The following is a 25,199-nucleotide window of genomic DNA, read 5'->3' on the forward strand; positions in this document are numbered from 1 at the left end:
AAAAGAATGGTAAAATATGGTTTTTTACACTGTCATACACAGAATTCAGTAAAGGATTCCGTTATGACAGTAAAAAGACTTTGTCAGAGAGCTAAAGAAATGGAAGCACCTGCAGTGGCTATTGCCGATCATGGTGTATTAACGGGTATTCCTTCTTTTCTGAAGGAAGCCGCTGAAAATGAAATCAAACCTATAGTTGGATGTGAGTACTATGTCAAGGAATTTTCTTATGACAAAAGACTTCATCTGATAATTTATGCAAAAGATTTGATTGGATATCAGGCAATGATGAAAGCGGTGAAGCTTTCCAACAAGCGAATCGAAAAAGTAAGAACTATGCTTTTTCCTGCGTTAAACGAAGAAATTATCAAAACATGCTTCGGACCTGGTTCCAGGGGTTACGGACATGTAATCGCAACTTCTGCCTGTGTAAACGGCGTTCTGGCTGGTTTGATTCTTCAGAACGAAGCTTATAAGAAAGAAGCTGAAAAACTGGCTGAACAGCTGTCTGAGTTCGAAAGAAACAAGGATCTGTTGGAAAGTCATGAGGCAAAGAAAACAGCCCTCGAGAAACGTATCGATGAAATTCAGCACCTGACTCTTTTGAAGTTTGGAAAGGAGAAGAGAGCCGCAGAAAAGCTTCCTGAAGATGAGAAAGCGAAAGTACTTGCAGAAATTGCCGAAAAAGAAGCTGCTGTTGAAAGAGCCAAGGCTGAAGTAACGCAGCTCAAAACCACAAAGAACACAATTTGCAAGCAGATTACTCTTTGCAAAAATAAGTTTAGTGGCAAAGGCGACGCTCTGAACGAAAAATATACTGTATTGAAAGAGTTGAGAGAGAAGATTTGCGACAGACCTGCTCTGGCCGCAAAGATGCGCTCCGAGGCTCTCAGATATCAGCAGATTTTCGGAAAAGAGAACTTTTATATTGAACTCCAGTTTCACGGAATGTTCGAAGAGAAAGATGCTATGATGGAGCTCGACCGCATTGCACAGGAACTTGATATCCCTGTAGTGGCTGCGAACGACGCACACATGGCGACAAATTCCGAAGAAGACCTCATGGGAAGAGAAACCGTAAGATCCTTACGCTTCATGAAAATGGAACCCTTAGAAGATTCCGATAAGGAATTGTACCTGAAAGATGACGAAGAGCTTTATAAAGCCATCAGACAGGTTGTAACTCCCGAAAGAGCCAAGATTGCAATGGAAAACGTCGGTAAGATTGTTGAACAGTGCAATTATGAGCCCAGTAAGGAAAAGCATTATCCCGTCTTCGATAAGAGCGTAGATTCCTTCGAACTCTTAAAGAAGATGACATACGAGGGTGTTCAGAAGCGTTTCCCCGGTGGTTTCCCTTCCAAGGAATACGATGAGCGTCTGGAGTACGAACTTAGTGTAATTAAGAAAATGGGCGTTTCAGATTATCATCTGATCGTTCAGGATCTGGTTAACTTCACCAAGAAACTTGGTAAGATGCCGGAAGACAGATACAACTATCTGAAAGAGAATATCTGGAACATGACATTCGAGCAGATTGTTGAGTATGTCGAAGCAGATCAGACCTACGTAGGTATGACAGTGGGCCCCGGAAGAGGTTCTTCTGCAGGTTCTCTTGTTTGTTATTGTATTGGTATTACCGATCTGGATCCTATCGAACACGGTCTTTTGTTCGAAAGATATCTGAATCCAGAAAGAGTAACTATGCCTGATATTGATACAGACTATGCCAACGGCTACAGAGATGTGGTTGTTGTGTATACCTACAAAAAGTACGGAGAGGACGCTGTATGTAGAATTATCACATACGCAAAATCAGCTCCCAAGTCCGCTATCAAGGATGTGGCAAAGGCAATCGGCATTTCCAAGGGTCAGGAAGACGAATATGTTACTTTGGGAGATATTCTGGCAGATGTAATTCCTCAAAAACCCAAGGAGCATATTGCAACATATCTTCCGGTATTTGAGGAAATGAACCAAAAGAATCCTAAGGTTGATGAGATCATTAAAAGAGCCATATCAATTGAAGGAGCATACAACCATTATGGTATGCACGCTGCCGGCGTTATTATTTCTGATAATGACGATGTTAACGAATATGTCCCTCTTTCCTGGGATGACGTTAACAAACAGTGGAAGTGCCAGATGGATATGGTGGAGGCTGAAGAAGCTGGCTTGTTAAAGATGGACTACCTTGGACTAAAAAACCTCAATATCATTACCGAGATGTTACGTCTTATCTATAAGAGAACCGGCCGCAAGATCAATCCTCAGACAGACATCAAGGAAGAGACAGAAGTTATCAAGGCAATTTGCGCATCCGGAAAGACCAACGCGATTTTCCAGCTTGAATCTGCCGGTATGAAGGACGTAGAAAAGAAACTGGGAACCGATAAATTTGCCGACCTGGTATTATTACTGGCAGCATACAGACCCGGCCCCATGGATTCCATTCCTTCTATGATTGCAGTTAAACATGGTAAGGCTCCCGAATACAGACATCCGATGCTCGAGCATATCCTGAAAGATACCTATGGTTCCTTGATTTATCAGGAGCAGGTACAGCAGATCTTCCGTGATCTGGCAGGATATTCCTTCGGGCGAGCTGACCTGGTGCGTCGTGCCATGAGTAAGAAAAAGGAAGCAGTATTCCTTGCAGAAAAACCTATCTTCGTCAACGGAGATCCTGAAAGCGGAATCAAAGGATGTGTCGCTAACGGCATTCCTGCAGAGGTCGCTGAACAGATTTTCGACGACATGGTTGACTTTGCAAAGTACGCTTTCAACAAATCCCACGCAGCAGCATACGCGCGGGTAACATATATACTTTGTTGGTTAAAGTATTATTATCCGATTGAATTCATGACCGTAGCATTAAGCTGGGCGAGCGAAAAACAATTGGTTGCTTTAATTGCAGAGTGCAAGTCAATGGGTATTGAAGTAAAACCCGTAGATATCAACAGATCTGGGGCTAAATTCAGTATCGTTGACGAAAAAATCTATTTTGGAATGACTTCTATTAAGGGTATTGGCGCAGTGGAACCTATCATGGCTGCAAGAAAGGAAGCTGCTTTCAGTAGTTTCCACGATTACTACAGAAGAGGCCACTTCAAAAAGAATGTAAGCGAAGGTTTGATTAATGCAGGTGCGTTTGACTGTTTCTGCAAAAACCGCAAAGCTCTTATGATGGCTTTTGAGGAAATGGAAGAATGCGCTGGCGGCAAGTCAAAGAACGATTCTGATATCGAAAAGCAGACCGTTATTCTCAATGTTCTGAAAGAGATTGAGAACGAAAAGAACGGATCAGCAGTAGATGCAGATTATGTATTTGGCAAGCTGAGAGCAGTCGGCTACAAAAATAAAACGCTTCCAACCATCGAAAAAATCCAGGCGAAGATCGATTCTATCGTTAATAAGAATCAGGAAATTGACGCTCAGATTTCTGAGATTGAAATTCCTGAGAATATTGATGAAGATATGATGCAGAAGCTGGAAAATGAGAAGAAGCTGATCGGGGTATTTTTATCCGGACATCCCATGGATGCCTACAGAATCCCCATAAATGCCAAGATGATTTCTGAACTTAAGGGTGGCGACGTTGTCAACATCTGCGGAATTATTGAGGATTATAAAATCCGCCAGAGAAAATCCGATAACGCTGATATGTCTTTCTTCACTTTGGAAGACAAGAGCGGTGTTATTGAAGTAGCCTGCTTTACAAAAGCGTATGCTTCTTTCGGAGAATTACTTGGTGAAGGCAGAGTTGTCAATATCAGAGGTAAAGTAATGGAAGAAGAAGTCTCTGTTTCCAATAACAATACTGATAGTGATGACGACAATGCAAATGAGGAAGAACATAAAGAGACAGTTCTTAAAATCTCTGTATACGAAGTAAAGCCTATGGCTCCTGCAAGCAAGGATCTTATGCTTGAGATTCCGGATATTACTATTTGGAATGATTTATTTAAGGAGTGTGTGGCACAGTATGTTTCTCCTGTTGGGAAGTATCATGTGATTCTTCATGACATCTTATTCAATGAAATAAGAGAGACTTCGCTTCATGTAGTTCCCCAAATCAAAAATGATCCAATCCTTGGATCTTTGATCACAGCTCTATAATTAACAGGCGTCGCAAGACGCCTGTTTTTCTGTGCAGAAAAATCGTTAATTTTCAAATTCTGTCATAATAATTATAGGCATAAAGAAAGGAGAAACGCATGCTGACTATATCTTTTACAGAATATGATGATTTGGATCAGAAAGCGGAATTGTTTGAAATTCCTGAGGATTACGAATTCCCATTAAGAGAGAGCTTTCAATCAAAACTGGACGAAAAACACGGCTTATTTGATCTTATGGTCGCATTTTACAATACTACAGATTCTGATTATCGCGAAGAATTGCGGCGATTTATGTATCAGGAAGTAAAAATCGTAGACTCCCTTGAAGATAACAATCCGATTGGAAAAGCGGTTAAAGGGCAGCTTAAGATCTCGCCCGAAAAGAACATGAAAATTATGCAAAATGTTCAGAGCATGGATTTTCAGCTTACTGGATATTTTCCAACAAAACAGGATATCGACGATTACGTGAAAGATAATTCGGAAACGAATCTTGCGTTTTTATACTGGGTTTTAAATACGCCGATGGATGATCTTTCTGGGGACGAGTTAGATACCATGAACTATATCAAAACAATTATCGGAAGAAGAGTAAAACTGGAGGAGTAAATGGGAAAGAGACTTTTTTATGTAGAGCTCAACATATTACAAGCAAATGTGAATTTAGTCTATATTCGTGATCTGCTTGGACACAGTAGTGTCACTACAACAGAAATATATGCGAGAGCAGATACAATGCTCAAACGGGAAGCTCTCGAAAAAGCAAATCCTATTAAAGGCACTCCGGCGATGCCGCAATGGAATGATGATGAGGGATTGATGGAGTGGCTTCGAACTTTAATCTAAAACAGTTTTCGCGGGTGATAGAGTATCACCCGCAGAAAGGAATAAGAGATGAAAAATAAATCAATTGACTTAGTAAACGAGAAAACAGAACGAAAAGAACTGCTCGAATGGATACCTATGCTTGTAAAAAAAAAATTAAATTCTCTAACCACTGCTCAACTTCGTATCATACATTATATATTAGGATATGAAAGCCGTGAGATAAATACAGAGGCGTTAATGGAAGAATTCGAAGGATATGGCTACTCCGAGGAACAAGCACTTGAAATTGCAAAAATTTTAAAAAGGGATAATTTTTTAATTATGCAAAAACCGTATTAGTCCCCTTTGCATATTTGTTTTCCCACAGATACAACTTCACACTCAGCCAGACAATTATTATCATTTGACGGTATCCAATTTGCACCTATTACTGATATATGCAAATGCGTTTTATCTTTTAGTTTGTTCGCACACTTTTCGAACATTTTATCATCCGTTACATGTATTTTAAGAATTTTATGTTCTTCCCCCGGCAAATATAATCTTTCATCGGGGCAGTTCATAAATTAACCTCCATAAGTACAACGTATAAATTAAATTATGTTAAGAAAGGAATCAAAAAACTAACTATGAAACAAGCAAAAAACGACAACAACTCAACATATTCTAAAACTCATAAAAAACTTTTTATTACAGAGAAACCAAGCGTAGCCAGAGATTTTGCAAAGGCCCTGCATGTTAACGGGGGAGGAAAAGACGGCTATATCGAAGACGGCAATACAATCATCACATGGTGTGTGGGACATCTCGTTACAATGAGTTATCCGGAGAAATATGATCCAGATTTGAAATCATGGAAACTCGACACTCTGCCGTTTTTACCTAAAACATTCAAATATGAGGTTATTGAGAGTGTAGCTAAACAGTTTGGAATCGTTAAAACACAGATTGAAAGAAAAGACGTGGATCACATTTTTTATTCCGGTGATGCTGCGAGAGAGGGAGAATATATCCAGCGTCTTGTACGCCAGTTCTGCAATATCGGAAGCAATGTAGAAGAGCGCAGAGTATGGATCGATTCCCAGACGGAAGAGGAAATTCAGAGAGGTATCAGGGAAGCGAAACTTCTTTCCGAATATGATCTTATCTCCGATGCCGGTTATATGCGTGCCATAGAAGACTATCTCTTTGGAATCAATCTTTCCAGAGCCTATACTTTGAAATTCGGCAGACTTTATAACAATATCGTAGGCAACACGAACAATGAAGCTATTGCTGTTGGCCGTGTTATGACCTGCGTGCTTGGAATGATCGTAAATCGCGAACGACTAATTAAAGGCTCAAAAGAAATTCCGTTCTATGGGCTTAGGGGATTTGTTGGCGATTCTTCCGCTGATTGGAAAACAACGGAGACGTCTGCATATTTTGAATCACCTATGCTTTACAAGCCCGGAGCATTTTCTGATAAGAAGAACGCAGAAGAATTGAAAGCGAAATGTGAAGAAAAAGGGCAGCTTCTTTTTAAAAATAAGGAGAAAAACAAAGAAAAGAAATCCGCGCCCATGCTTTATAACCTTGCCGAGCTGCAGGGAGAGTGTTCTTCCGCGCTTAAGATTACGCCTGACCAGACTCTTCAGATCGTTCAGACCTTATATGAGAAAAAGATGGTGACTTATCCCAGAACAGATGCAAGAGTCTTATCATCTGCCGTCGCAAAGGAAATCACAAACAATATCAATGGATTAAAGAGTCATCCGGTTGTTGGCAAATGTGCATCTATGATCGATGCCGGTTATATCAACAACATCGGAAATACCAAATACACGAATGATGCGTTGATTTCTGACCACTATGCAATTATTCCTACCGGAAAAGAAGTGAGCAGTTATAATTCCCTCGGAGATGACGAAAAAACGGTTTATACCATGATCTGCCGCCGTTTTCTTGCTATCTTTTATCCGGAAGCCGTTTATGAGAAAAATGCATATTTCTTCGATTGCGATGGAGAAAGTTTTCAGGCAGCAACAAAAACACTTGTAACGCCTGGATACCTTTCCGTTTATGATAAAACGGTAGAAGAGACAGATGAAATGTTCTCAGGATTGGAAGAAGGAGAGAGCTACGACGCAAGATTTGAAATTGTGGAAGGAAAAACGCAGCCGCCCAAAAGATATACTTCCGGTAGTATTATCCTTGCAATGGAAAACGCAGGACAGCTGATTGAAGATGCAGATCTCAGGGCACAGATCAAGTCCAGCGGAATCGGAACCAGCGCAACGAGGGCAGAAATCCTCAAAAAGTTGATCGCCAACAATTACGTAACACTTAATAAGAAGACGCAGGCATTGTCTCCCAGTGAGCGCGGAGAGGTGATCTTTGATATCGTCAACGCTATTACGCCGTCCCTACTCAGACCGGAAATGACGGCTAACTGGGAAAAAGGACTGGACATGGTAGCGAGCGGTGATGTGACAAAGGAAGGCTATCTGGAAAAGTTATATGCTTATGTCACCAGAGAAGTAAACGCTGTAAAAGATGCAAGCGTAGAAGAAATCAAAAAAGATCTTCCGGAAGAAAAGATCAAAACTTCCAGTTCCGGTGGCTATACTAAAATGGAAGTGAAACCGAAATTCAAAAAGACAGCGCTGGCAAAAATGCCCGAAGTATGCCCTCATTGCGGCGGAAAAATCCGCGAATTTGAAAAAGGATATGGCTGTAGCAAATGTACCGCCGTCGTTTGGAAAAAGATCGGACAAACAACACTTTCCGAAGAGCAGCTTGCGAAGCTGTTCTGTTCCGGAGAAACAGATTTTATCGAGTTCAAGAAAAAAGATGGCTCCGGCACATTTACAGCTAAATTAAAAGCAGCAAGTGACTGGTCCACAAAATTTGTGTTTCAGGAAAGAAAATAGCGTACATTAGGAAGCGGGGCGTTTTGCTCCGCTTTCTTTCATAATAATTATGAGGGTAGTACTTCTAAATATAATTTATGAAAAGGAGATTATTATGGACGAAAAAGTCGTTGAAATGAATCTGTCTCTGGATGAAGAAAAGTCCGCAGACAACGAAGTAACGGTTGAAACCGTTAAACATTATGAAGACACCAACCGTGCCGAGATTGAGGGTACGATGGTCAGTCGTTTTGATGCCGGTAAGGCAGTATTATTAACTATCCTTGTAACCACAGGGCGTGAAAAGAATGAGACTTCCGGTATTACCGTTGTTGCGACCGGTGATCTTTATGAAAAAGCCGTTGCCATCAAAGAGGGTAGACGCGTCAAAGTTACAGGAGAAATGAGAACTATTCCCGACAGGAAAAACCCCGGTTTTTATACCTGCCAGGTATTTGCAAAAGAGCTAGAAGAAGCAAAGAGTCAGCTGGAAGAAGAGTTTGATATCAAAGGTCGTGTGTATGACCAGTCATTCAACAGGGTATTTGTCGTCGGAACCGTATCCCGTCTGATTCAGATTAACAGAAATTACATCAAGGTTGTAATTCAGGTTAAGAGCGACAAAAAGACAAGATACATTGAAGGATCCCTCATCGCAAGAAACATGAAGAATGTAATTCCTCACGTTATGGTCGGCAGCCGGATCTGCGCCGTTCTCGAAATGCGCAGCACCAAAAAAGAAATAGATGGAAAACCTGTTTTCCGCAAGGATGCCTATATCGTAGATATGAAGGAAATCTAAGAAGCCGCCTGCCGTGTATCATACGGCAGGCATTTTCTTTCATAATAATTATGATGTTCAAGAGATGGGGAGAAACCTTATCTCTTTTTTATTTAGTACGAAAGGAGATCAAAATATATGAAAGACGTAGTAGTAATCAAAAAAGATGGAACTAAGCAGGATTTTAATCCTGAAAAAATCAAAAAAGCAATCACAAAAAGCGCGGATCGAGTTTTGATAAACCTCAGCGAGAAACAAAAAGATGAGATCGTCAATATTGTTGAAAAACATATTGATGAAAAACATTTGACTGAAATTTCCATATACACAATGCATAACCTGGTCGAAGGCGCTCTTGATAAAGTGTCCCCGGAGGTAGCAAAGAGTTATCGCGATTATCGTGATTACAAAACTACTTTTGTGGATATGCTCGATAAAGTATATCAGAAAAGCCAGTCTATTATGTATATCGGAGACAAAGAGAATGCAAATTCTGACTCTGCCCTGGTATCTACCAAGCGCAGTCTGATTTTTAATCAGTTGAATAAGGAGTTGTATCAGAAATTCTTCTTGAACAGAGAAGAACAACAGGCTATCAACGACGGATATATTTATATCCATGATATGTCCGCAAGAAGAGATACTATGAACTGCTGCCTGTTCCGTATGGGCGAAGTACTTAAGGGCGGCTTTGAAATGGGCAATGTCTGGTACAATGAGCCGAAGACGCTGGATACGGCCTGCGATGTCATCAGTGATGTTATTCTGAATGCAGCAAGCCAGCAGTACGGCGGATTTACTGTTCCTGAGATTGACAAGATACTGAAACCCTATGCGGAAAAATCCTTAAATCTTCACAAAGAGGAATATCTTTCTGTGTTTAAGGACAGCGAGCAACCTGTGACCGATGAAATTCTGAAAAAAGCTGAAAAATATGCATGGGACAAAACCGTAAGAGAAATGGAACAGGGCTATCAGGGCTGGGAATACAAGCTCAATACCGTGGCAAGCAGCCGTGGAGATTATCCATTCACTGCAATTTCCTTTGGTCTCGGAACCGATCCTATTGAAAAGATGATCTCCAAAGCAATTTTGAGAGTTCACAGAGAAGGACAGGGCAAAAAAGGAAATAAGATCCCGGTGCTGTTTCCGAAGCTGATTTTTCTGTACACCAAAGACCTTCACGGAATCGGCGCTGAAAACGAGGATGTGTTTGAGGAAGCTGTCAAAACATCAGCTAAAACGATGTATCCTGATTACACCAGCCTCGACAGTGATGACACGATCGGAGAAATGTGGCATAAATATCACAAGGCGATTTCTCCTATGGGCTGCAGAGCATATCTGTCCCCCTGGTATGAAAGAGGCGGATCACATCCGGCAGATGATAAAGATGTTCCTGTTTTTGAAGGACGTTTCAATATCGGAGCCGTATCACTGCATTTGCCTATGATCCTTGCGAAAGCAAGAAAAGAGAGCAGAGATTTTTATGAAGTTCTGGACTATTACATGGAGCTGATCCGTAAGCTCCATATTCGCACCTACGCATATCTCGGAGAGATGAGGGCTTCAACGAATCCTCTGGCATACTGCGAAGGTGGCTTCTACGGCGGCAATTTAAAACCTTCCGACAAGATCAAGCCGTTACTTAAATCAGCGACAGCAAGTTTTGGTATTACGGCACTGAATGAGCTGCAGGAACTGTATAATGGCAAGTCACTTGTTGAAGACGGAGAATTCGCATTGGAAGTTATGCGGCATATTCAGGACAAGGTGAATGAATATAAGGCAGCCGACGGAAATCTGTATGCCATTTATGGCACGCCCGCTGAAAATTTGTGCGGACTGCAGATTAAGCAGTTCAGAGCAAAATACGGTATTGTCGATGGCGTTTCCGACAGACCGTATGTGAGCAACAGCTTCCATTGTCATGTATCCGAAGATATTACGCCTATTCAGAAACAGGATTTGGAAAAGAGATTTTGGTCTTATTTCCAGGGCGGAAGAATCCAGTACGTAAAATATCCGGTAAATTACAACGTGACAGCAATCAAGAGTCTTATCCGGAGAGCAATGAGTCTTGGGTTTTATGAAGGTGTCAACATGGCATTATCATATTGTAATGATTGTGGACATGAGGAACTGGATATGGATATATGCCCCGTCTGTGGCAGCCGTAATTTGACCAAAATCGATCGAATGAACGGTTACCTGGCATATTCCAGGGTACATGGAGATACGCGTCTGAATGAGGCCAAAATGGCCGAAATCGCAGACCGTAAGAGCATGTAAAAATAATTATTGAGAAGGAGCCGAAAGGCTTCTTCTTATTTGGAGGTAAAAATGATTTACTTTAGAAATATCAATGACATTGAAGATTATTCTGGAAAAGAAATCTGGCTGATTATGCGGAGCGTCACCGGAAATCTTGAAAAGATAGCAAAGCTGCCGAATGTTCATGTTGTGCCGGAACTTGCGCCGTCAGAGAAATTATACACAGACTTTCTTCTTTGGAAAAAGAAATTGGAATGGGGGCAGGAAAAGTTCGACAACGAATATACGCCACGCTTCATTTATCAGCTTTCTACCGATAAGAAAGCGCAGCTTAAACTATTGGAAATATATAAAAGAAAAGATAATCCGATATATTTGTGCTGTGCCTGCGAGCGCGAGCAGATGTGTCATCGGATCATCGTTGCGAGAATGTTAGACCAGTGGGGTGTCCCCGTTGATGTCGAAAATGTTACACATTTAAAAAGGCAGCTGTAAGCTGCCTTTTTCTTATCTTAAAAATATGCAATTTGTTCACGAACAAACTCCCTTTTTAATTTTGGATAAGGTCCTCCATCAACGTCATAATTTTAAAAATAAGACTGTGATTTGTTTTTACGGATAAACCTGCAGATTTTCGCATAAAACCGGGCTGTTCGGTGCCGCCTACAAAACATACTGTACAGTGAAATTGATCAATCAATTCATACCTTCATTATATCAAAAGTATTTTGAAATGCAAATTTCTGCACAGAAATTTTGATGTTTTTGTTTTTTATGTTTCATATTAATTATGGAGGATAAATTATGGAAATTAGAAATTTTAATGTAACTGCATGGAAAGAAGATAATATTCCGACACCGGAAGGAAATTACATGTGTGTCGTTCCGGGAGAAAACGGATATCAATGGGCGGATCTTTTTAAAGACAGATTTCGCGAACTGGAACCTGGAATCGACAACGACCATATTAAGGCTTTGTCTTTTTCTTTGGAATTTTTATGCGAAGATATCGAATTTATTAAAATCAATTATTTTATTTTAGATTTCTTCGAGACAATTTTTTCAGAAGGAAATGTTTTGTCTATTCGGGGGTTGAATAACGATAGTTTATTTAAGTATGAAATATTGTGTTTTCCGCTGGTAAGAAGAGTTTTGAAAGCTTCCAACTGGGTTGCAAAGGATGAGGAAGGATATAAGATTCATCAGGATATATTAAATACTTTTCTTGCTTCGTTTGAAAATACATTTTCCACAAATATTACCAACAGAGCTGATTACGCTGATTCTGGAGCATCAGCAGAGCCGGTTGCAAAAGTGGATTTGATTTCACAAATGGACGTTCCCGAACCTAAAGCTTCAGATTATAAAGAAATGATTTATGATGCCGCAGGATTTGACGCTCAGACGATTACGGACGCCGGATACGAGCGTTTCACGCAGATGTGTTCACATATCATTTCCTATTACACAACCGGTGTCGAAAAAGCGCTTTACTTTAAGGCACAGGTTGGTGATATTACGCCTGAGAACTTCATGAAGAACGTAGAAGATACTACAAGACGTCTGTATCAGAATATTACTGACAGAGATATGAAGCTCCTGCTCGATAAAGTTTACAGCGCCGTTTATAAGAATTACGTTCTCGATCAGCTGATCGAATCAGATGAAATCAGTGATATTAAGGTCATTGACCCGAAACATATCCGCGTAAAAGTAAACGGGAAAAGAATGACATCCAATGTGGGATTTATTAATGCGAATGATTACATCAACTATATAAATAGTCTTGCCATGCGATATGGATTGAATTTGGCAAATGAAGCTTATCATGTGTTTACAGACGAATATACAAGTCCCAAATTTATTCTGAGAATGAATATTGCCACACAGTATGTAAATTCCTCGCCTTTTCCGTATTTACACATCAGAAAGATAAGAAAGAATAAATATACTATTGATGATTTGGTAGAAAAAGGTGTTATGCCGAGAAAGGTAGCAAATTACCTTATTGAAAAAATTAATACCACAGGAGTCGTAATCTGTGGCAAAGGCGCATCAGGAAAAACGAATCTATTGAATGTATTGCTTGATCGGATTTATTATAATATGTCCGGATTGGTTATCCAGGAAAGCAAAGAATTATTTTCAAACAAACATCCTGATTTTATGTTCCAGCATATCACGAACAGCAAAAATGGTCGTCCGGCTTATGGATTAAAAGAAGAAGCTACAAACGGTCTGCTGACCGATCTGGATCATTTCATCATAGGCGAAATCAAGGGTGGAGAGGCATGGTATTTCTTAAATGCTGCAGCCACAGGTCATATCTGTAGCTGTACCGTTCATGCGCCGTCTGCGAGAGATGCGATAGATAAACTTGCTGATTACGTTACTTATGAAAGTAAATATTCCAAAGAACAGGCCATGTATATGCTGAAAGAACTTAAGACTATCGTATTTATGTCGCATTTTAAGATTAGGGAAATTGTTGAAATTACCGGATGGGACGACGAAAAGAAGCAACTCATTTTCAAAACAGTATACCAGTTATAATTTCTGTGCAGAAAAATGCGTTTTTGTGAAAATATGTCATAATAATGATAGACAAAGAAAACCAGCCAAGAAAGGACAAAAATATGGATACAAAAGCTTTTAAGACACGGACCATCATTCAGTCACAGACCTTAAACGGACAGAGGCCTGCAATCAGACAGAATCCCAGTCGAAGACAGGATCAGTGGGTAATCGGCCTCGATATCGGTTATTCTTCCGTAAAAGGAATGAGCCAGAACGCTCTGTTTACTTTTCCCAAATTTGCGAAAAAGCTACCCAAAAATGCAGTAGCCCTCGCAAAACCTTTGGATACAGATATTCTGTATCGTGACGAGAATGGCGAAATTTACGCTGTGGGCGAAAAAGCAGAGAAGATGCTTTCCATTGAAACAGCAAGCGACAATGATCCTACATTATTCGGGAGAAATCATTATTACAGCGAAACGTTCAAGATTGCCGCGCGTGTAGGCCTGGCAATGGCACTTCAGAGCAACACTTACGGATCCCCCGAAGGAAAAAGAATTGTTGTACAGACCGGGCTTCCTTCCGCATACATGCTCGATGATGCGAGATATATTAAGGAAGTGTTCGCAGATAATTACAGTTTTGATCTCAAGATGGGGCGTGAAGACTGGAGACATTATGAATTTACGCTGACGGAGAATGACATCTTTGTTATGCAACAGCCGATGGGAGCTCTGATTTCCCTGGTGGTGGATAAGAATGGTATTCAGACACTTGATTCTGAAGCGATTTTCCGTTCAAGAATCCTTGTCTTTGACCCCGGCTTTAAGACAGGAGATACCGCATATATCAAGGGCGGAGAAATCAACCCCGCAGATTGTCAGACTTTCGAGGAATTGAGCATGCTCGAGGTACTTAATCGCACCGCTGCAAAAATTCATCAGAAATACGGCGTTACAGTAACAATTCCCGCTATGCAGAATTATCTCGAAACAGGGGAAGTAAAGGTACTGGATCGGAAGAATATGAGATCGTACCCGGTTGACTTTGCTGATTTGTTGGAAGCTTCCAGCATGGAAGTGTGCGATATGGCGATTTCAAAGCTGGTGGAAGTATATAATTATTTCAGCGAAGTGGATTACCTTACACTTTCCGGAGGAACCGGTGCTGCATGGTATCCTTATTTTAAGGAAAAATTATCCGGTTTTGAAACTCTCAATATCATTCCTTGTAACAGAAACGATGACATTTCTTATATTTTTGCGAATGTCAGAGGTTACTACATGTACCGGATCAATATTGGATAAGGAGTGTGCCTATGGCTAATAAAACAACATTCTATGTCCGTATTTATTCCCGTCACGACCATGACCTTATGATGTATTACCTGTCCCTTTGCAGTTGCGAGGGGACAGGCAGCAGAGAATTTTCTAAAGTGCTCAAAACGGTATTGAGGGATTATGCACGAAAAAGAAAATCTCAGATTCCGATTGTAAAAACGCAGGCTGATATAATTCCAAAAGGGTCGCTGAAAATCAGATTTACTCTTGATAACAAAGAAGATGCGGATGTGATAAAACTCTTGCGATCCGTATATAAAAGGCAAATGAACAGCTTCATCAAAAATCTGCTTAGGTCAAGAGTAGAAGAAAGCCAGCTCGAAAGCTATTTCCGTACTTCTGAAAAAGCAGCATTGGCTGTAGTTGATGGCGTCGGAAATAGAACAAAGCGTATAATTTCCGCCAGACATGAAATTAGCGCTAGAAAAACCGCACAGGTTCTTGCTAAAGCACAGAAAATGAATGCGGAAGAAAAGGCGGCAGAGAATGTCGCGGCAACGGAAAAAGCATCTACCGAAACTCCCGTCATTCCTGAGATATCAAAAATCGAAGAGACAACACCCATAGCAAGTTACAACAATTCATTTGTCTCAACACCGGACGTGCAACAGGAAAACAATAATGCTGCACCTGCACAGACAGAGAGTCCTTCCGGATTCGACATCTTCGGCGCTTTGGAACAGGCGATGAATTTCGGACAATAAGAGGAGAGTAATATGAATGAAACAGTATTGAAATTAACGAATACGGAGCTCGCCAAGCGAGTTGCCGCAGTAGAAGAATTCTGCAAAAGCAACAACCTGCCGTATTTTATCGGAATACCGGTGGAAAATACCAAAGAAGGCACATCTTATTTTTATTCTTATCTGACCCCGGCAGTATCCGGTGTGGAGCTGACGGAAGATAAGGTAACGAAGATGTTGAATGTAGCGAATGGATTCAACACCGTACCTCCGGTTCCAGTAACAGAATTTATGTTTTAAGATTATTGCGAAAGCGCCCATTATTGGGCGCTTTTTTATTGAATAAAACGTTCGTATAAAGAATCTTTCATAATAATAGTAGCGGAGAAAATTAACTTCAGAAAGGAAAATCTATGGATTATTTACTTTTAAAAAAGAATGATCCAATCCTATCATTCAATCTTTCCAAAAATAACGTAGTACGAATGCGCGAAATATTTGCTGCAGAGCTGCTGCCTTATAACATGCAAGATCCGGACGGCAAGCAGCTGAAGGATTGGCTGCAAAAGAGATGTATTTCTCAAAGCAGACCTAATGTAGATAAATTGTATGAAATTACAGGAAAGAGCACTTCATTTGAATTATCCATATCATGCCATTGCGTAAATTTAACAGATTGTTACTGGGTAAAAACAGAAGAAGATGCAGTTAAGTGGGAAGATGTTAATTTCCGCACAAACGGCTATTCGGAATCTGTCGGAAATCTGCTGTTGAAAAATGAATCTTATGGAAATGACTTCATTTCTCCGGATCTGACAACAAACGGCATTACGGAAAAAGCCTGGAAAAGGATAAATGACCTGGATTATTTGTTTAAGCTCGGAAGGGCTCCATTTTTTCAGGAACCCTATAACGAAATCGCCTGCTCAAAAGTCGCGCAATGTTTTCCTGTATTGAATGCGGTTCCTTATTTTTTGGGGCTCGTAGGAGATAAGCCGGCGAGCGTATGCGAAAACTTTCTGAAAGATAATCAGGAGTTTGTCCCAGCTGCTTATTTGATTCCCAAAGGGCATCCACAGGAAGCAAGGTATATCAGACTCACATACGTTTGCAAGGAACTTGGAATGCATAACGTTAAGGAGTTTCTTGATAACATGATTGCATTCGATTACATCATCAACAACACAGACAGACATTTAGGGAATTTCGGTTTTCTTAGAAATGCGACGACGGGAGAATATTTAGGCCCTGCTCCGATTTTTGATAACGGCAATTCCTTGTGGTTTGATGAACCGATCGAGTGCAATTACACAGTAGATAATTTTTCCAAACCATTCTGTGATTATCACGAAGATCAGCTAAAGCTTGCAAAAAAGTTGGATAACGTGGACTTCGTTAATCTAAAACTGATGCCGGAAATTGTTCGCGCAGAGCTGCTTAAGGTATGCGACGTCAAGCGCGTTGATAAAATTATCGGGACTTTTTCAGACAGGATCAATTCTTTGTATGAATATCGTGAAAGGATAGCGGTACAGAAAAAAGATTTGTTCAAAAAATATTCCATTGAGGAGGTAAGATGATGAGTGTTTATGATGATAAAATGAACCAAGAAATGCTCAAGGTGGTTTGCGATCTGAATAGATTGATTGCGGAAGTTGCAAAAGTAGCCGGAGTGACTATTTTGAATGCTTTGACTAATAAAAGCATGAAAGATAAGCTTGATATTCATGGCCGTTTTAATAATTATGATGTTTTGAGTGTAACTGGGCTTTCTATGGACGAGGCAAAAGCTCTGTTAAAAGAAAAGAAAAAAATCATAGCTAATGGTTTTTATGACAGAGATGGCCACTATATTCTTGCAATCAAAAGATCTGATTTTAATAAAATTTCCGAACTTGAGAAAGAAATTGCCGACGGTACATTAAATGTTGATGATTTTCTTGAAGAATACAGAAAGAATAAATCCGAACAGGAGCATTCATTAGCTGGCGAACAACCTAGCCGCATGCCTAACCCGATCGATGTCCCCTTTGAAGAGGTTCCCGAGGATGCTCCGGAACTGACCGAAGAAGATTTTGAGCAGGGTGGGGATTTTAAGGTCAATTTCAATCCCGAGGAAGTTGCTCGGAGTATTGAAAACGAAAAAGTCAATGAAATAGAGAATGAAGTCGCTGCAGAAGAAACCGTGGATCATAACAATGATTTTGCATCCGGCGAAAGAGATGAATTAGAAGCGGTTGAATCTGCGGATACTCCGCAGATAGAAGAGAATATCGGAGAATCTGATATTTCGCCGGAAGCTCCTCCTGTTCCGAAAGAGGATATCGAAGAACCGACTGTCGAAGACCAGAATATTGATCCCAGTGATGAGCATGCGCCCGAAGCGACAGAAGAACCTTTAAAAGAAGATTCCGATAATGTACCGTCTATTCACGAAAAGCAGGCTGAATCAGATGTTTGTGAAAAAGAAGATGATTCATTCGAAAGAACGACTGATGACGCAGATAATGTTGTCTCGGAAGAATCCAAAAAAGTAAATAGTGCAGATATCGAGGAACAACGAAGCGCAAAAGTAGATAATGAATCTGAGCAGCGCGATATCGATGCAAATAACGAATCGGAACATCACGAAGTTGAAAAATCTACCGATGATCATCCCAATAACTCCTATTCAGAAGAATATAAGGAAGATTCTGGACGCCTTGAGGAAGCTTATACCGAAGGCGGCAAAAGTGATTCCTTGCGTTCTGAAGAATACGAAAATGATTCGATGGAACAATGTATAAAATCAGATGAATCTTTTTCAGAAAAGCACAATGCCGAAGAGATTTTTGATCATTCAGAACCGTCCGAAAGCAGCGCTACAGATCGTTCCGGAGAAAATGCTTCCTATCGAAATGATAACGCAACGACACATTCTAATGAAGATGCATCAAACATCCAATCTATTGAAGCAAGTGGCTCTGAACAGAAAGCAAATGAGCCAAAACAAAAAGTAGATAAGACCGAACAGCCACGTTCTGCTGCGCAGAGCGCCGAAACGGAGAAAAGAAACGATGGCTATAGTAATGCCTCGGATCATTCACAAAACGACCGTTCTTCATCTGAGCAAAAGACGTCGCGTTCCGCTTCGTTAGACGAAAGAGATAGGCGCGAAAAAGAAGAAGCTATCCAGAAACAGATCGATCGAAGAGAACGCAGAGAAAACGTAACCGTTACCGAGGTTGGAACCGGAGCGAGCTTATTTTCTTCTTACAATGACAGCAAAGACGCGGAACAGCTGCACGCAGCAGATAGAACGAATAAACCGGCCTTTTCTGACCACAGAGAGATAAAAGCTGATTTAAAGGATGAAATTTCCGGGTCAAAAACGTTACAGAATGGTAACTCTCACAAGGAAACACTGAGTTACAAGGAACAGTCTCAGAATCATTATACGCTTCCTTCAACAGATTCAGCAGGAGATAAAACCAACGTTCAATTCAATAGATTGACGCTGATCAACAGATATACAGGCAATGTTGCTACCGATATGGTCAAATCTGTCGGAACTGTATTTGAGGGCTCTATAGAAGAGGGATACAGAGAATCTGAGCAGGGACGCGGAAAAGCCCAAATGTCGGGAATATCCACATTTGTCAATAATATCGGTTATTCCAATCTCGCTTCAGTTAAACGGGACGCATTAATCAGAAAAACTCAGCGAGAAATAAACAGTGGAACCGGAGCTTACAGACAGCTCGACCAACTGTTAAAAACAAAGGGGTTTGCTGGAATTAATTTTTCATCACGTAAGAACGCCAATACTTCTATGGAAGATATTTATAAAATGCTTCAGAGAAGTGGACTGGCTTCCAATAGAGACGGCGTGTGGGATTTAACGAAATTTGATCGGTTATACCGTCAGGCAAGAAAAAGTGGCGATTACAGCAATATTGCCAGAGCTTTAGGACTTAGTAGTATATCCGGAGCAGAGATGAAGCTTCTTGCGGAGCAAACTCATCAAATTGCTAAAAGAGACAGAATAGGAAGAAAAGGCACAGAAGGTAAGATAACCACAGGCAAAACGTTCCGTTCTATGATCGCACACAAGCTCGGACAGGATAGTCAGGTTCTTGCCGGATACATGAACGTTAAGCAAACCGTCCAAACAGTACGTTCTACTGCGAAAGCGGCATGGTTGATGGCAGTCACAACCGGCCGTGTTATCGGCAAGCTTGGAAAATGGGCCGGTCGCATGATTGGTTTTGGTGCCAATACAAGGCTCTTGAGGGACACTACATTTGGAAGAGGATATAGAAAAATTGATTCCGGGGTAATAAGAGCCGGCAAGAAAATAGATGACCTAAAAGAACATCACAAAGATAAAAAAGATAAAAAAGAAACCAAAAAAGAAGACAAAAAAACAAGTAAAAAGAAAAAGAAAGAAACTAAAAAAAATCTTAGGAGAGACAAAAGACAGGCAAGATTCGCTTCCCTGGCGAAAAAATGGAATCGTTTTGCCCCAGGTTTCTTAAAAACAAATAGCCTTATTGGAAGAACAATCGGTCACGCAGGAAAATTTGTTGGAAAGTTAACAAAAGTATTAGGCAGTGTATTTAAAAAAATCGCTAGCGCAATCGGATTTCTCGATCTTTTAAGGTTTGCCGCTAAAAAATATATATTTTGCGCAATTGCTGGAGCTTTTTTGATACTTGGGGCGGCGGTTGTTGTTATCGCGGTTCCGGCCGATTTTATACTTGGATTCGAAATTGAAGATGACGAAGACGACACCGGTGATCCTATAATGAATAAAACGATGCATTCATTGCAGGAAATGGAGACAAAATGGACTGATAGTTTGCTTAATGATACTCAGGGGGTAGACCTTACCGATTATAATTTAAAATACGGTTCCTCTTATAAAACAGCGGCAGAATATATACCCGAAAGTGGTGCGCCGAGAATTTTCTGGGGACAACATAATGTAAAATGGAATGATATATCTGGATTTACAGCTAATCCATTTGGCAACTTTGATCTCGAAAACGATAATACGGCATCATTTATGAACAATATAAATGGCGGCGTAGAGTTGGCATATAAGACAAAAGATGGATCAGCAAGAACAAGTAATATTAAGGAAATTATCTGCATGGCAGATATTTACACGATGTTTAGTACGGAGCCAGAAGATACTCACGATGACGGGCAAGCTGTAGACGGAAGCGAAAGCGCAAACGCAAAACAGTCTGGAGCCACATTTGCGGCGTCCAACAAAAAAATTAATGGAGACCTTAAATCATGGGCTTCGAACAGCATGATTGCTTATGCGCAGGATCTATTCAATATGTCTCATCAGGAGATCATTGATCTTCAATACGTCATTTTACCGACCAAAGTAACGAAAGATTCTTTTGATCCGGACACAACGGTCGTCGATGGTGAAAACAGTACAACCGTAAAAGTAACGCAATGTCCTGATTACGATTTTGGCGGCTGCCAGATTTATGAGAATTTCTATTATGACAAAAATGGCATAGCCGTAAAGGACAAAGACGGAAATCTTCATACAGCTGGCGGCGTATATCCGTTAAAAAAAGATAATATGGAATTCGAAGAAGACGACGAAGGAAATATTATTAATTATGAACAATGTTATGCCGATTCGGTAGATGATTTTAATTCTGTATACAATGAAAATAATTCGGATTGTTGGGAAATTGAAAAAATAAGCAGTCACACAGATTCTCCAAAAGATTATAGCGAACCTGACGAAAGCGATTTTTCAGACACAATCAAGAGTTTAGCTGGAGATAAGGAATATGTAACGGGGTTTAGTTGGAATTCAGATTTACAATGTTTTATTTTTACTACAGAAATCGAAGGAGATTCTCACGAGCATTCAAACCCAGTTTTGATAATCGATGAACCCGGAGGAAAAGGAAAACCAGCCAAAACGCATATCGAATATGATTCATACACGACAACGGATGTTGAATATTGTACTTATCATGTGACTCATGAATGCGCAGGAGATCATCACGGACGTTATTGTGGAGGTCATTTAAAGGCAAAAATTACCGGTGTAATATATGGTTTCACAGATACTGAAGTTGGCGCTGAAGAAGCCGGCGTAACGATTGCTGGAAAAGTAGAAGATGGAACATTTGTCCACAAGGATAGCAATAAATTCGTTCTCAATGATTTAAATGTATTCAAGAAAGCGCAGGATATTTTTGATATTGATGCCGCATGTACACATCCTAATGAAAGAGAAGATTGGGAAGGCTGGACCGAAGAAAATATTGAATTAACGCTTCTTAAATACAACATGGACTGGGAAGATCTGTATGGTTTTGATCTTACGACGACGCTTGGCGGACAGGCATTAACATCTGCCGATACGCAGGAGATTATGAAACAGATCAGAGAAAACTACCCTGGTCTGTCAGAAGAACGGTTAAGTGTTGTGGAAAGAGGATTAAATTATGTAGGAAAAATAGGGTATAGCCAAGCGCACCATAACTGTCCTTTGGAAGGGCCTTGTTTGATAAGTAAGAGCGGACCTTGTTATTTGTCAGATTGTTCCGGTTTTACATCAAATTTGTGGTTAAATAAGCTTGGTTTTATATACACAACAGAAACTTTTCGTGGTCGATTAAATGGAAACTTCGATTCTTCAAAGAATTTGCCTGGAGACATCATAGTGCATTATGATCCGAACGGAAATCACGCGCTTTTGTATATCGGTGAATTTGAATATGATGGAACTTATCAAACCTGGTCCATCGATTGCTCCACAGTAAAAGGTGTCGGAAACGTATTTCTTCGCCACAGAGATTATTACGATAGTTGTTCTTATATTTCACCAGCTCCTTAATTCACAGGCGCCGTTCTCGAAAGGAACGGCGCTTTTTCTGTCCCAAAATGCAAAAATGGGAGAGCATTTTAATATAAATATGTATTCGCATCTTTTCGAAGTTGCGAAAAGAATATTACTTTTGACTAGAATTATATGAATTTGTGATATTTTATGTCTTCTGGAATTTTTGCATTCCCTTTGGTCATACTTTTATGCGTATTGAAATTTTCATATTCCATTCGAATATATTTATATTCTTTGTGGAATATTTTATTTGCTCACGAATATTTCATACGGCACGTCTGTTAAAAACCATTTTCCGTCAATTCGCCGTTTTCGCCAGACCCGCGCTCAAAATCTATATATGGAAAATGTTTCTGCTTCTTTTCCAAAGGATATTTTTGTGCAGAAATTTGCGTGTTTTTGACTTATCTATCATAATAATTATATAAAGAAATGCGATTTTTGTTCAGAGGTACGCAGATATGGGTAAAAACTATTTTAAGGAACGTGACAAAAAGAATATGTCTGTTGTGACGGAAATATCCACTTCTCTTCCTCAGGCAGTCACCGAGTATATGAATGCGATTTCGCTATCCAGAGCTCCGTCTACGCTGGCAAATTATTCGCGGCAGCTTAATACATTTTTTGTATGGGTAACTGATAACGAAATTATTCAGAAAAAACCAAAGGAAATTGATTTCGGTGATCTGGCATTGTTAACTTCCGACGACATCATTTCTTTTATGCATACACTACGATTCGCAGGCGACAATGACGAGACCTTACGGGCTTATTTACGGGCCATTTCTGCATTTTACGTATATTTTATCAAAAACGGAAAATTGAGAGCTAATCCGGTCGATGGCGTGATCAGACCGAAGCATAAAAAGTCTCCACGAATCTATCTGGACGAAACGGATACGAAAAAGTTCATGTATTCAGTAGATACGGCGCATGGCCTTACGGACCGGGAAATAAAATACCGTGATACCATCATGACGGCGTCCAGGGATATCCTTATCGTAAATTTGCTTTATGATACTGGCGTGCGTGTTTCGGAGTTAGTTGGGCTGGATATCAAAGATATTGATCTGCAGAGATGCCGTATGACCGTTCAGCGCAAAGGCGGCGACATCAATATCGTGTATTTTTCAGATAAAGCAAAGGAGTATGTTCTGGATTACCTTGAGGTACGCAAAAAGATTGTTGCCGATAACGAAGATGCGCTGCTGCTATCGTTCGTGGGGAAAAATAAAGGACATAGAATGTCTGTCAGATCAGTGGAAATATTGATTAAAAAATACGCTACTGCTTCCGCGGTAACGAATGCAGAAAAATTTACTCCGCACAAAATGCGACATACGTGTGGCATGTCTCTTTTGAAAGCGACACATGATATAAGTCTTGTGCAAAAACAGTTCGGCCACCGGAATATAACATCAACTACGATATATGCAGAAACGGATGATTCAGATGTGGCCGCTGTGAGAAATCTGCGACGTTAAAAAGTATGAAAAGTGAGGTAAAATAATGTATCAGAATTGTTGTAAAAAATGTGGAAGTATTTCATTGCACACAGAAGTAAAAGGTAATAATACAGGACTGTACTGCGATGATTGCGGAAGTTGGATCAAGTGGTTGTCAAAAGATGAATTAAGGGCATTTGCGTATTCCCAAAATTGTGGTCAGAGAGCAGACACAAATCCAGTTGATGAGATTTGTGATGTAAATCTCAAGGAAAGATTGCAAGTATTTGTGGATTATCTTGATAAGGCAATAGAGAAAGAATTTGAGAAAGAATCATTATCGGTTGAAGATGTTATTCGTAAAAATTCATATTGTTTAGCGTTAGAGAGGGATAAAAATGCTATTTTGAATATTTTAGCAGGCAGAGACTTCAATGATATGAGAGAATAGAGCATTATATGTATATTTATGAATGTCACATGGGGGATTATACGTCACAGACGAAGCGTTAGATTATAAAGATCTGTATTGTGAACAGCGTGGAGATAACGATTGATTGGCCTTGACTTTGATTACAAGTTTCAATCCTGATAAAGTAAATGTTATTTTTCATAATAATTATGAAAGATATTTTACAGAAAGGTGATAGTTTTCGATGAACCGCGCTTACAGATACCGGATCTATCCTACAACTGAACAACGCATTCTATTTACGAAAACCTTTGGATGTTGCCGGAAGGTTTATAACCTCATGCTGTCTGATAAGATCGAAGGCTATAAGGCTGCCGGTAAGTTTCCCACTGTCACTCCTGCCAAATACAAGAAAGATCATCCATATCTTAAAGAAGTAGACAGTCTTGCGCTCGCCAATAAACAACTGGATCTGCAGGCTGCGTTCCGTAACTGCTTCAGTAAGTCGCGAATGAAGAATACCGGTTTTCCTAAATTCAAGTCCGCAAAACACAGCCGCCGGTCTTATACCACTAATAACCAGAAGGGTATTATTGCCATCGTGGACGGCGGCTTTATCAGGCTGCCCAAGGCAGGCAACATCCATCGTATGCCCGGAGACAACTGGCTCATCAAATCTGCCGCGGTATCCCAGGAATCCGACGGGAAGTATTATGTCTCTGTCCTGTTCGAATTCGAGACTCCCGTAAATACTTATACTGCTGATAAAACCAATGCAATCGGGCTGGATTATGCTTCTGATGGGCTGTACGTGGACAGCAACGGCAACGTTGGCACGAATCATAAATATTACCGCGAGAGCCACAGGAAGCTCGCCAGGGCGCAGCGCAGGCTGTCATGCATGCAGGGTTCCCGTAAGAATGAAGCGAAATCCAACAATTGCTTGAAGCAGCTCCGCAAGGTGAACAGGGTCCACAGGCATATTACCAATCAGCGTCTGGATAACCTGCATAAGATCTCTACCGGGATAGCCAACCGG

General features: G+C 40.4%; 18 protein-coding genes. 17 read left to right on the forward strand and 1 reads right to left on the reverse strand.

Features of this window, described 5'->3' with window-relative positions; all coding sequences use genetic code 11:
• The first annotated feature begins 6 nt into the window (after positions 1–6).
• The 4 genes from dnaE to DWZ61_RS08390 all read left to right on the forward strand — a co-directional run bounded on the left by dnaE (position 7) and on the right by DWZ61_RS08390 (position 5,288).
• A complete protein-coding gene (gene dnaE, locus DWZ61_RS08375) occupies positions 7–4,119 on the forward strand; it encodes a DNA polymerase III subunit alpha (protein ID WP_118538061.1) in 4,113 nt (1,370 codons plus the stop codon).
• A 98-nt stretch (positions 4,120–4,217) separates the two neighbouring features.
• Positions 4,218–4,730 carry a hypothetical protein gene (locus DWZ61_RS08380; RefSeq protein WP_118538062.1) on the forward strand — a complete coding sequence of 171 codons (513 nt, stop codon included), beginning with the start codon at positions 4,218–4,220 and terminating at the stop codon, positions 4,728–4,730.
• On the forward strand, positions 4,731–4,967 hold the full coding sequence (locus tag DWZ61_RS08385) for a hypothetical protein (protein ID WP_182427036.1): 237 nt from the start codon (positions 4,731–4,733) through the stop codon (positions 4,965–4,967).
• 48 nt (positions 4,968–5,015) lie between these two features.
• The gene (locus DWZ61_RS08390; RefSeq protein WP_118538063.1) at positions 5,016–5,288 is read left to right on the forward strand and encodes a hypothetical protein; all 273 of its coding nucleotides are present in this window, start codon (positions 5,016–5,018) and stop codon (positions 5,286–5,288) included.
• On the opposite strand, the gene DWZ61_RS08395 is transcribed toward DWZ61_RS08390, so the two are convergent.
• Positions 5,285–5,512 carry a hypothetical protein gene (locus DWZ61_RS08395; RefSeq protein ID WP_118538064.1) on the reverse strand — a complete coding sequence of 76 codons (228 nt, stop codon included), beginning with the start codon at positions 5,510–5,512 and terminating at the stop codon, positions 5,285–5,287. The two genes, DWZ61_RS08390 and DWZ61_RS08395, sit on opposite strands and share 4 nt — an antisense overlap.
• A gap of 66 nt (positions 5,513–5,578) precedes the next feature.
• Here DWZ61_RS08395 and DWZ61_RS08400 point away from each other — a divergent pair, with 66 nt between their 5' ends.
• From DWZ61_RS08400 to DWZ61_RS08460, 13 genes are all read left to right on the forward strand, one after another.
• Entirely contained in the window at positions 5,579–7,861 is a 2,283-nt protein-coding gene (locus tag DWZ61_RS08400) for a type IA DNA topoisomerase (RefSeq protein WP_118538065.1), read from the forward strand.
• A 94-nt stretch (positions 7,862–7,955) separates the two neighbouring features.
• On the forward strand, positions 7,956–8,642 hold the full coding sequence (locus DWZ61_RS08405; protein WP_118538066.1) for a hypothetical protein: 687 nt from the start codon (positions 7,956–7,958) through the stop codon (positions 8,640–8,642).
• A gap of 117 nt (positions 8,643–8,759) precedes the next feature.
• The gene (nrdD, locus tag DWZ61_RS08410; RefSeq protein ID WP_118538067.1) at positions 8,760–10,913 is read left to right on the forward strand and encodes an anaerobic ribonucleoside-triphosphate reductase; all 2,154 of its coding nucleotides are present in this window, start codon (positions 8,760–8,762) and stop codon (positions 10,911–10,913) included.
• A gap of 39 nt (positions 10,914–10,952) precedes the next feature.
• Entirely contained in the window at positions 10,953–11,390 is a 438-nt protein-coding gene (locus DWZ61_RS08415; RefSeq protein ID WP_147354701.1) for a DUF488 family protein, read from the forward strand.
• A 309-nt stretch (positions 11,391–11,699) separates the two neighbouring features.
• Positions 11,700–13,448: an ATPase, T2SS/T4P/T4SS family gene (locus DWZ61_RS08420; protein WP_118538069.1), complete on the forward strand. Its 1,749-nt coding sequence runs from the start codon at positions 11,700–11,702 to the stop codon at positions 13,446–13,448.
• Positions 13,449–13,531: 83 nt separating this feature from the next.
• Positions 13,532–14,719 (forward strand): ParM/StbA family protein, encoded by a 1,188-nt coding sequence (locus DWZ61_RS08425; RefSeq protein WP_147354702.1) that lies wholly within the window; start codon positions 13,532–13,534, stop codon positions 14,717–14,719.
• 11 nt (positions 14,720–14,730) lie between these two features.
• Positions 14,731–15,456, forward strand: a complete 726-nt coding sequence (locus DWZ61_RS08430; RefSeq protein ID WP_118538071.1) for a hypothetical protein — start codon at positions 14,731–14,733, stop codon at positions 15,454–15,456.
• A 12-nt stretch (positions 15,457–15,468) separates the two neighbouring features.
• Positions 15,469–15,735 (forward strand): hypothetical protein, encoded by a 267-nt coding sequence (locus DWZ61_RS08435; RefSeq protein ID WP_118538072.1) that lies wholly within the window; start codon positions 15,469–15,471, stop codon positions 15,733–15,735.
• A gap of 113 nt (positions 15,736–15,848) precedes the next feature.
• Entirely contained in the window at positions 15,849–17,015 is a 1,167-nt protein-coding gene (locus DWZ61_RS08440; protein ID WP_118538073.1) for a hypothetical protein, read from the forward strand.
• Entirely contained in the window at positions 17,012–22,297 is a 5,286-nt protein-coding gene (locus DWZ61_RS08445) for a hypothetical protein (RefSeq protein ID WP_147354703.1), read from the forward strand. The genes DWZ61_RS08440 and DWZ61_RS08445 overlap by 4 nt, the downstream gene beginning before the upstream one ends.
• 467 nt (positions 22,298–22,764) lie before the next feature.
• Complete coding sequence (locus tag DWZ61_RS08450; RefSeq protein WP_118538075.1) at positions 22,765–23,787, forward strand: tyrosine-type recombinase/integrase; 1,023 nt, start codon at positions 22,765–22,767, stop codon at positions 23,785–23,787.
• 25 nt (positions 23,788–23,812) lie between these two features.
• The gene (locus DWZ61_RS08455; RefSeq protein ID WP_147354704.1) at positions 23,813–24,199 is read left to right on the forward strand and encodes a hypothetical protein; all 387 of its coding nucleotides are present in this window, start codon (positions 23,813–23,815) and stop codon (positions 24,197–24,199) included.
• 205 nt (positions 24,200–24,404) lie between these two features.
• The coding region (locus DWZ61_RS08460; RefSeq protein ID WP_147354705.1) for an RNA-guided endonuclease TnpB family protein at positions 24,405–25,199 on the forward strand (795 nt) is incomplete at its 3' end.

It is taken from the genome of Clostridium sp. AF34-10BH (genome assembly GCF_003478095.1).
In the GTDB taxonomy this organism is placed as follows: Bacteria; Bacillota; Clostridia; order Lachnospirales; family Lachnospiraceae; genus Acetatifactor; species Acetatifactor acetigignens.

Excerpts from the sequence above, each read along its gene's own strand:
- DWZ61_RS08440 (WP_118538073.1), top strand. The coding sequence starts at position 15,849 with ATGGATTATTTACTTTTAAAAAAGAATGATCCAATCCTATCATTCAAT.
- dnaE (WP_118538061.1), top strand. The coding sequence starts at position 7 with ATGGTAAAATATGGTTTTTTACACTGTCATACACAGAATTCAGTAAAG.
- DWZ61_RS08445 (WP_147354703.1), top strand. The coding sequence starts at position 17,012 with ATGATGAGTGTTTATGATGATAAAATGAACCAAGAAATGCTCAAGGTG.
- DWZ61_RS08380 (WP_118538062.1), top strand. The coding sequence starts at position 4,218 with ATGCTGACTATATCTTTTACAGAATATGATGATTTGGATCAGAAAGCG.
- nrdD (WP_118538067.1), top strand. The coding sequence starts at position 8,760 with ATGAAAGACGTAGTAGTAATCAAAAAAGATGGAACTAAGCAGGATTTT.
- DWZ61_RS08420 (WP_118538069.1), top strand. The coding sequence starts at position 11,700 with ATGGAAATTAGAAATTTTAATGTAACTGCATGGAAAGAAGATAATATT.
- DWZ61_RS08430 (WP_118538071.1), top strand. The coding sequence starts at position 14,731 with ATGGCTAATAAAACAACATTCTATGTCCGTATTTATTCCCGTCACGAC.
- DWZ61_RS08385 (WP_182427036.1), top strand. The coding sequence starts at position 4,731 with ATGGGAAAGAGACTTTTTTATGTAGAGCTCAACATATTACAAGCAAAT.
- DWZ61_RS08425 (WP_147354702.1), top strand. The coding sequence starts at position 13,532 with ATGGATACAAAAGCTTTTAAGACACGGACCATCATTCAGTCACAGACC.
- DWZ61_RS08390 (WP_118538063.1), top strand. The coding sequence starts at position 5,016 with ATGAAAAATAAATCAATTGACTTAGTAAACGAGAAAACAGAACGAAAA.
- DWZ61_RS08435 (WP_118538072.1), top strand. The coding sequence starts at position 15,469 with ATGAATGAAACAGTATTGAAATTAACGAATACGGAGCTCGCCAAGCGA.
- DWZ61_RS08455 (WP_147354704.1), top strand. The coding sequence starts at position 23,813 with ATGTATCAGAATTGTTGTAAAAAATGTGGAAGTATTTCATTGCACACA.
- DWZ61_RS08450 (WP_118538075.1), top strand. The coding sequence starts at position 22,765 with ATGGGTAAAAACTATTTTAAGGAACGTGACAAAAAGAATATGTCTGTT.
- DWZ61_RS08395 (WP_118538064.1), bottom strand. The coding sequence starts at position 5,512 with ATGAACTGCCCCGATGAAAGATTATATTTGCCGGGGGAAGAACATAAA.
- DWZ61_RS08405 (WP_118538066.1), top strand. The coding sequence starts at position 7,956 with ATGGACGAAAAAGTCGTTGAAATGAATCTGTCTCTGGATGAAGAAAAG.
- DWZ61_RS08400 (WP_118538065.1), top strand. The coding sequence starts at position 5,579 with ATGAAACAAGCAAAAAACGACAACAACTCAACATATTCTAAAACTCAT.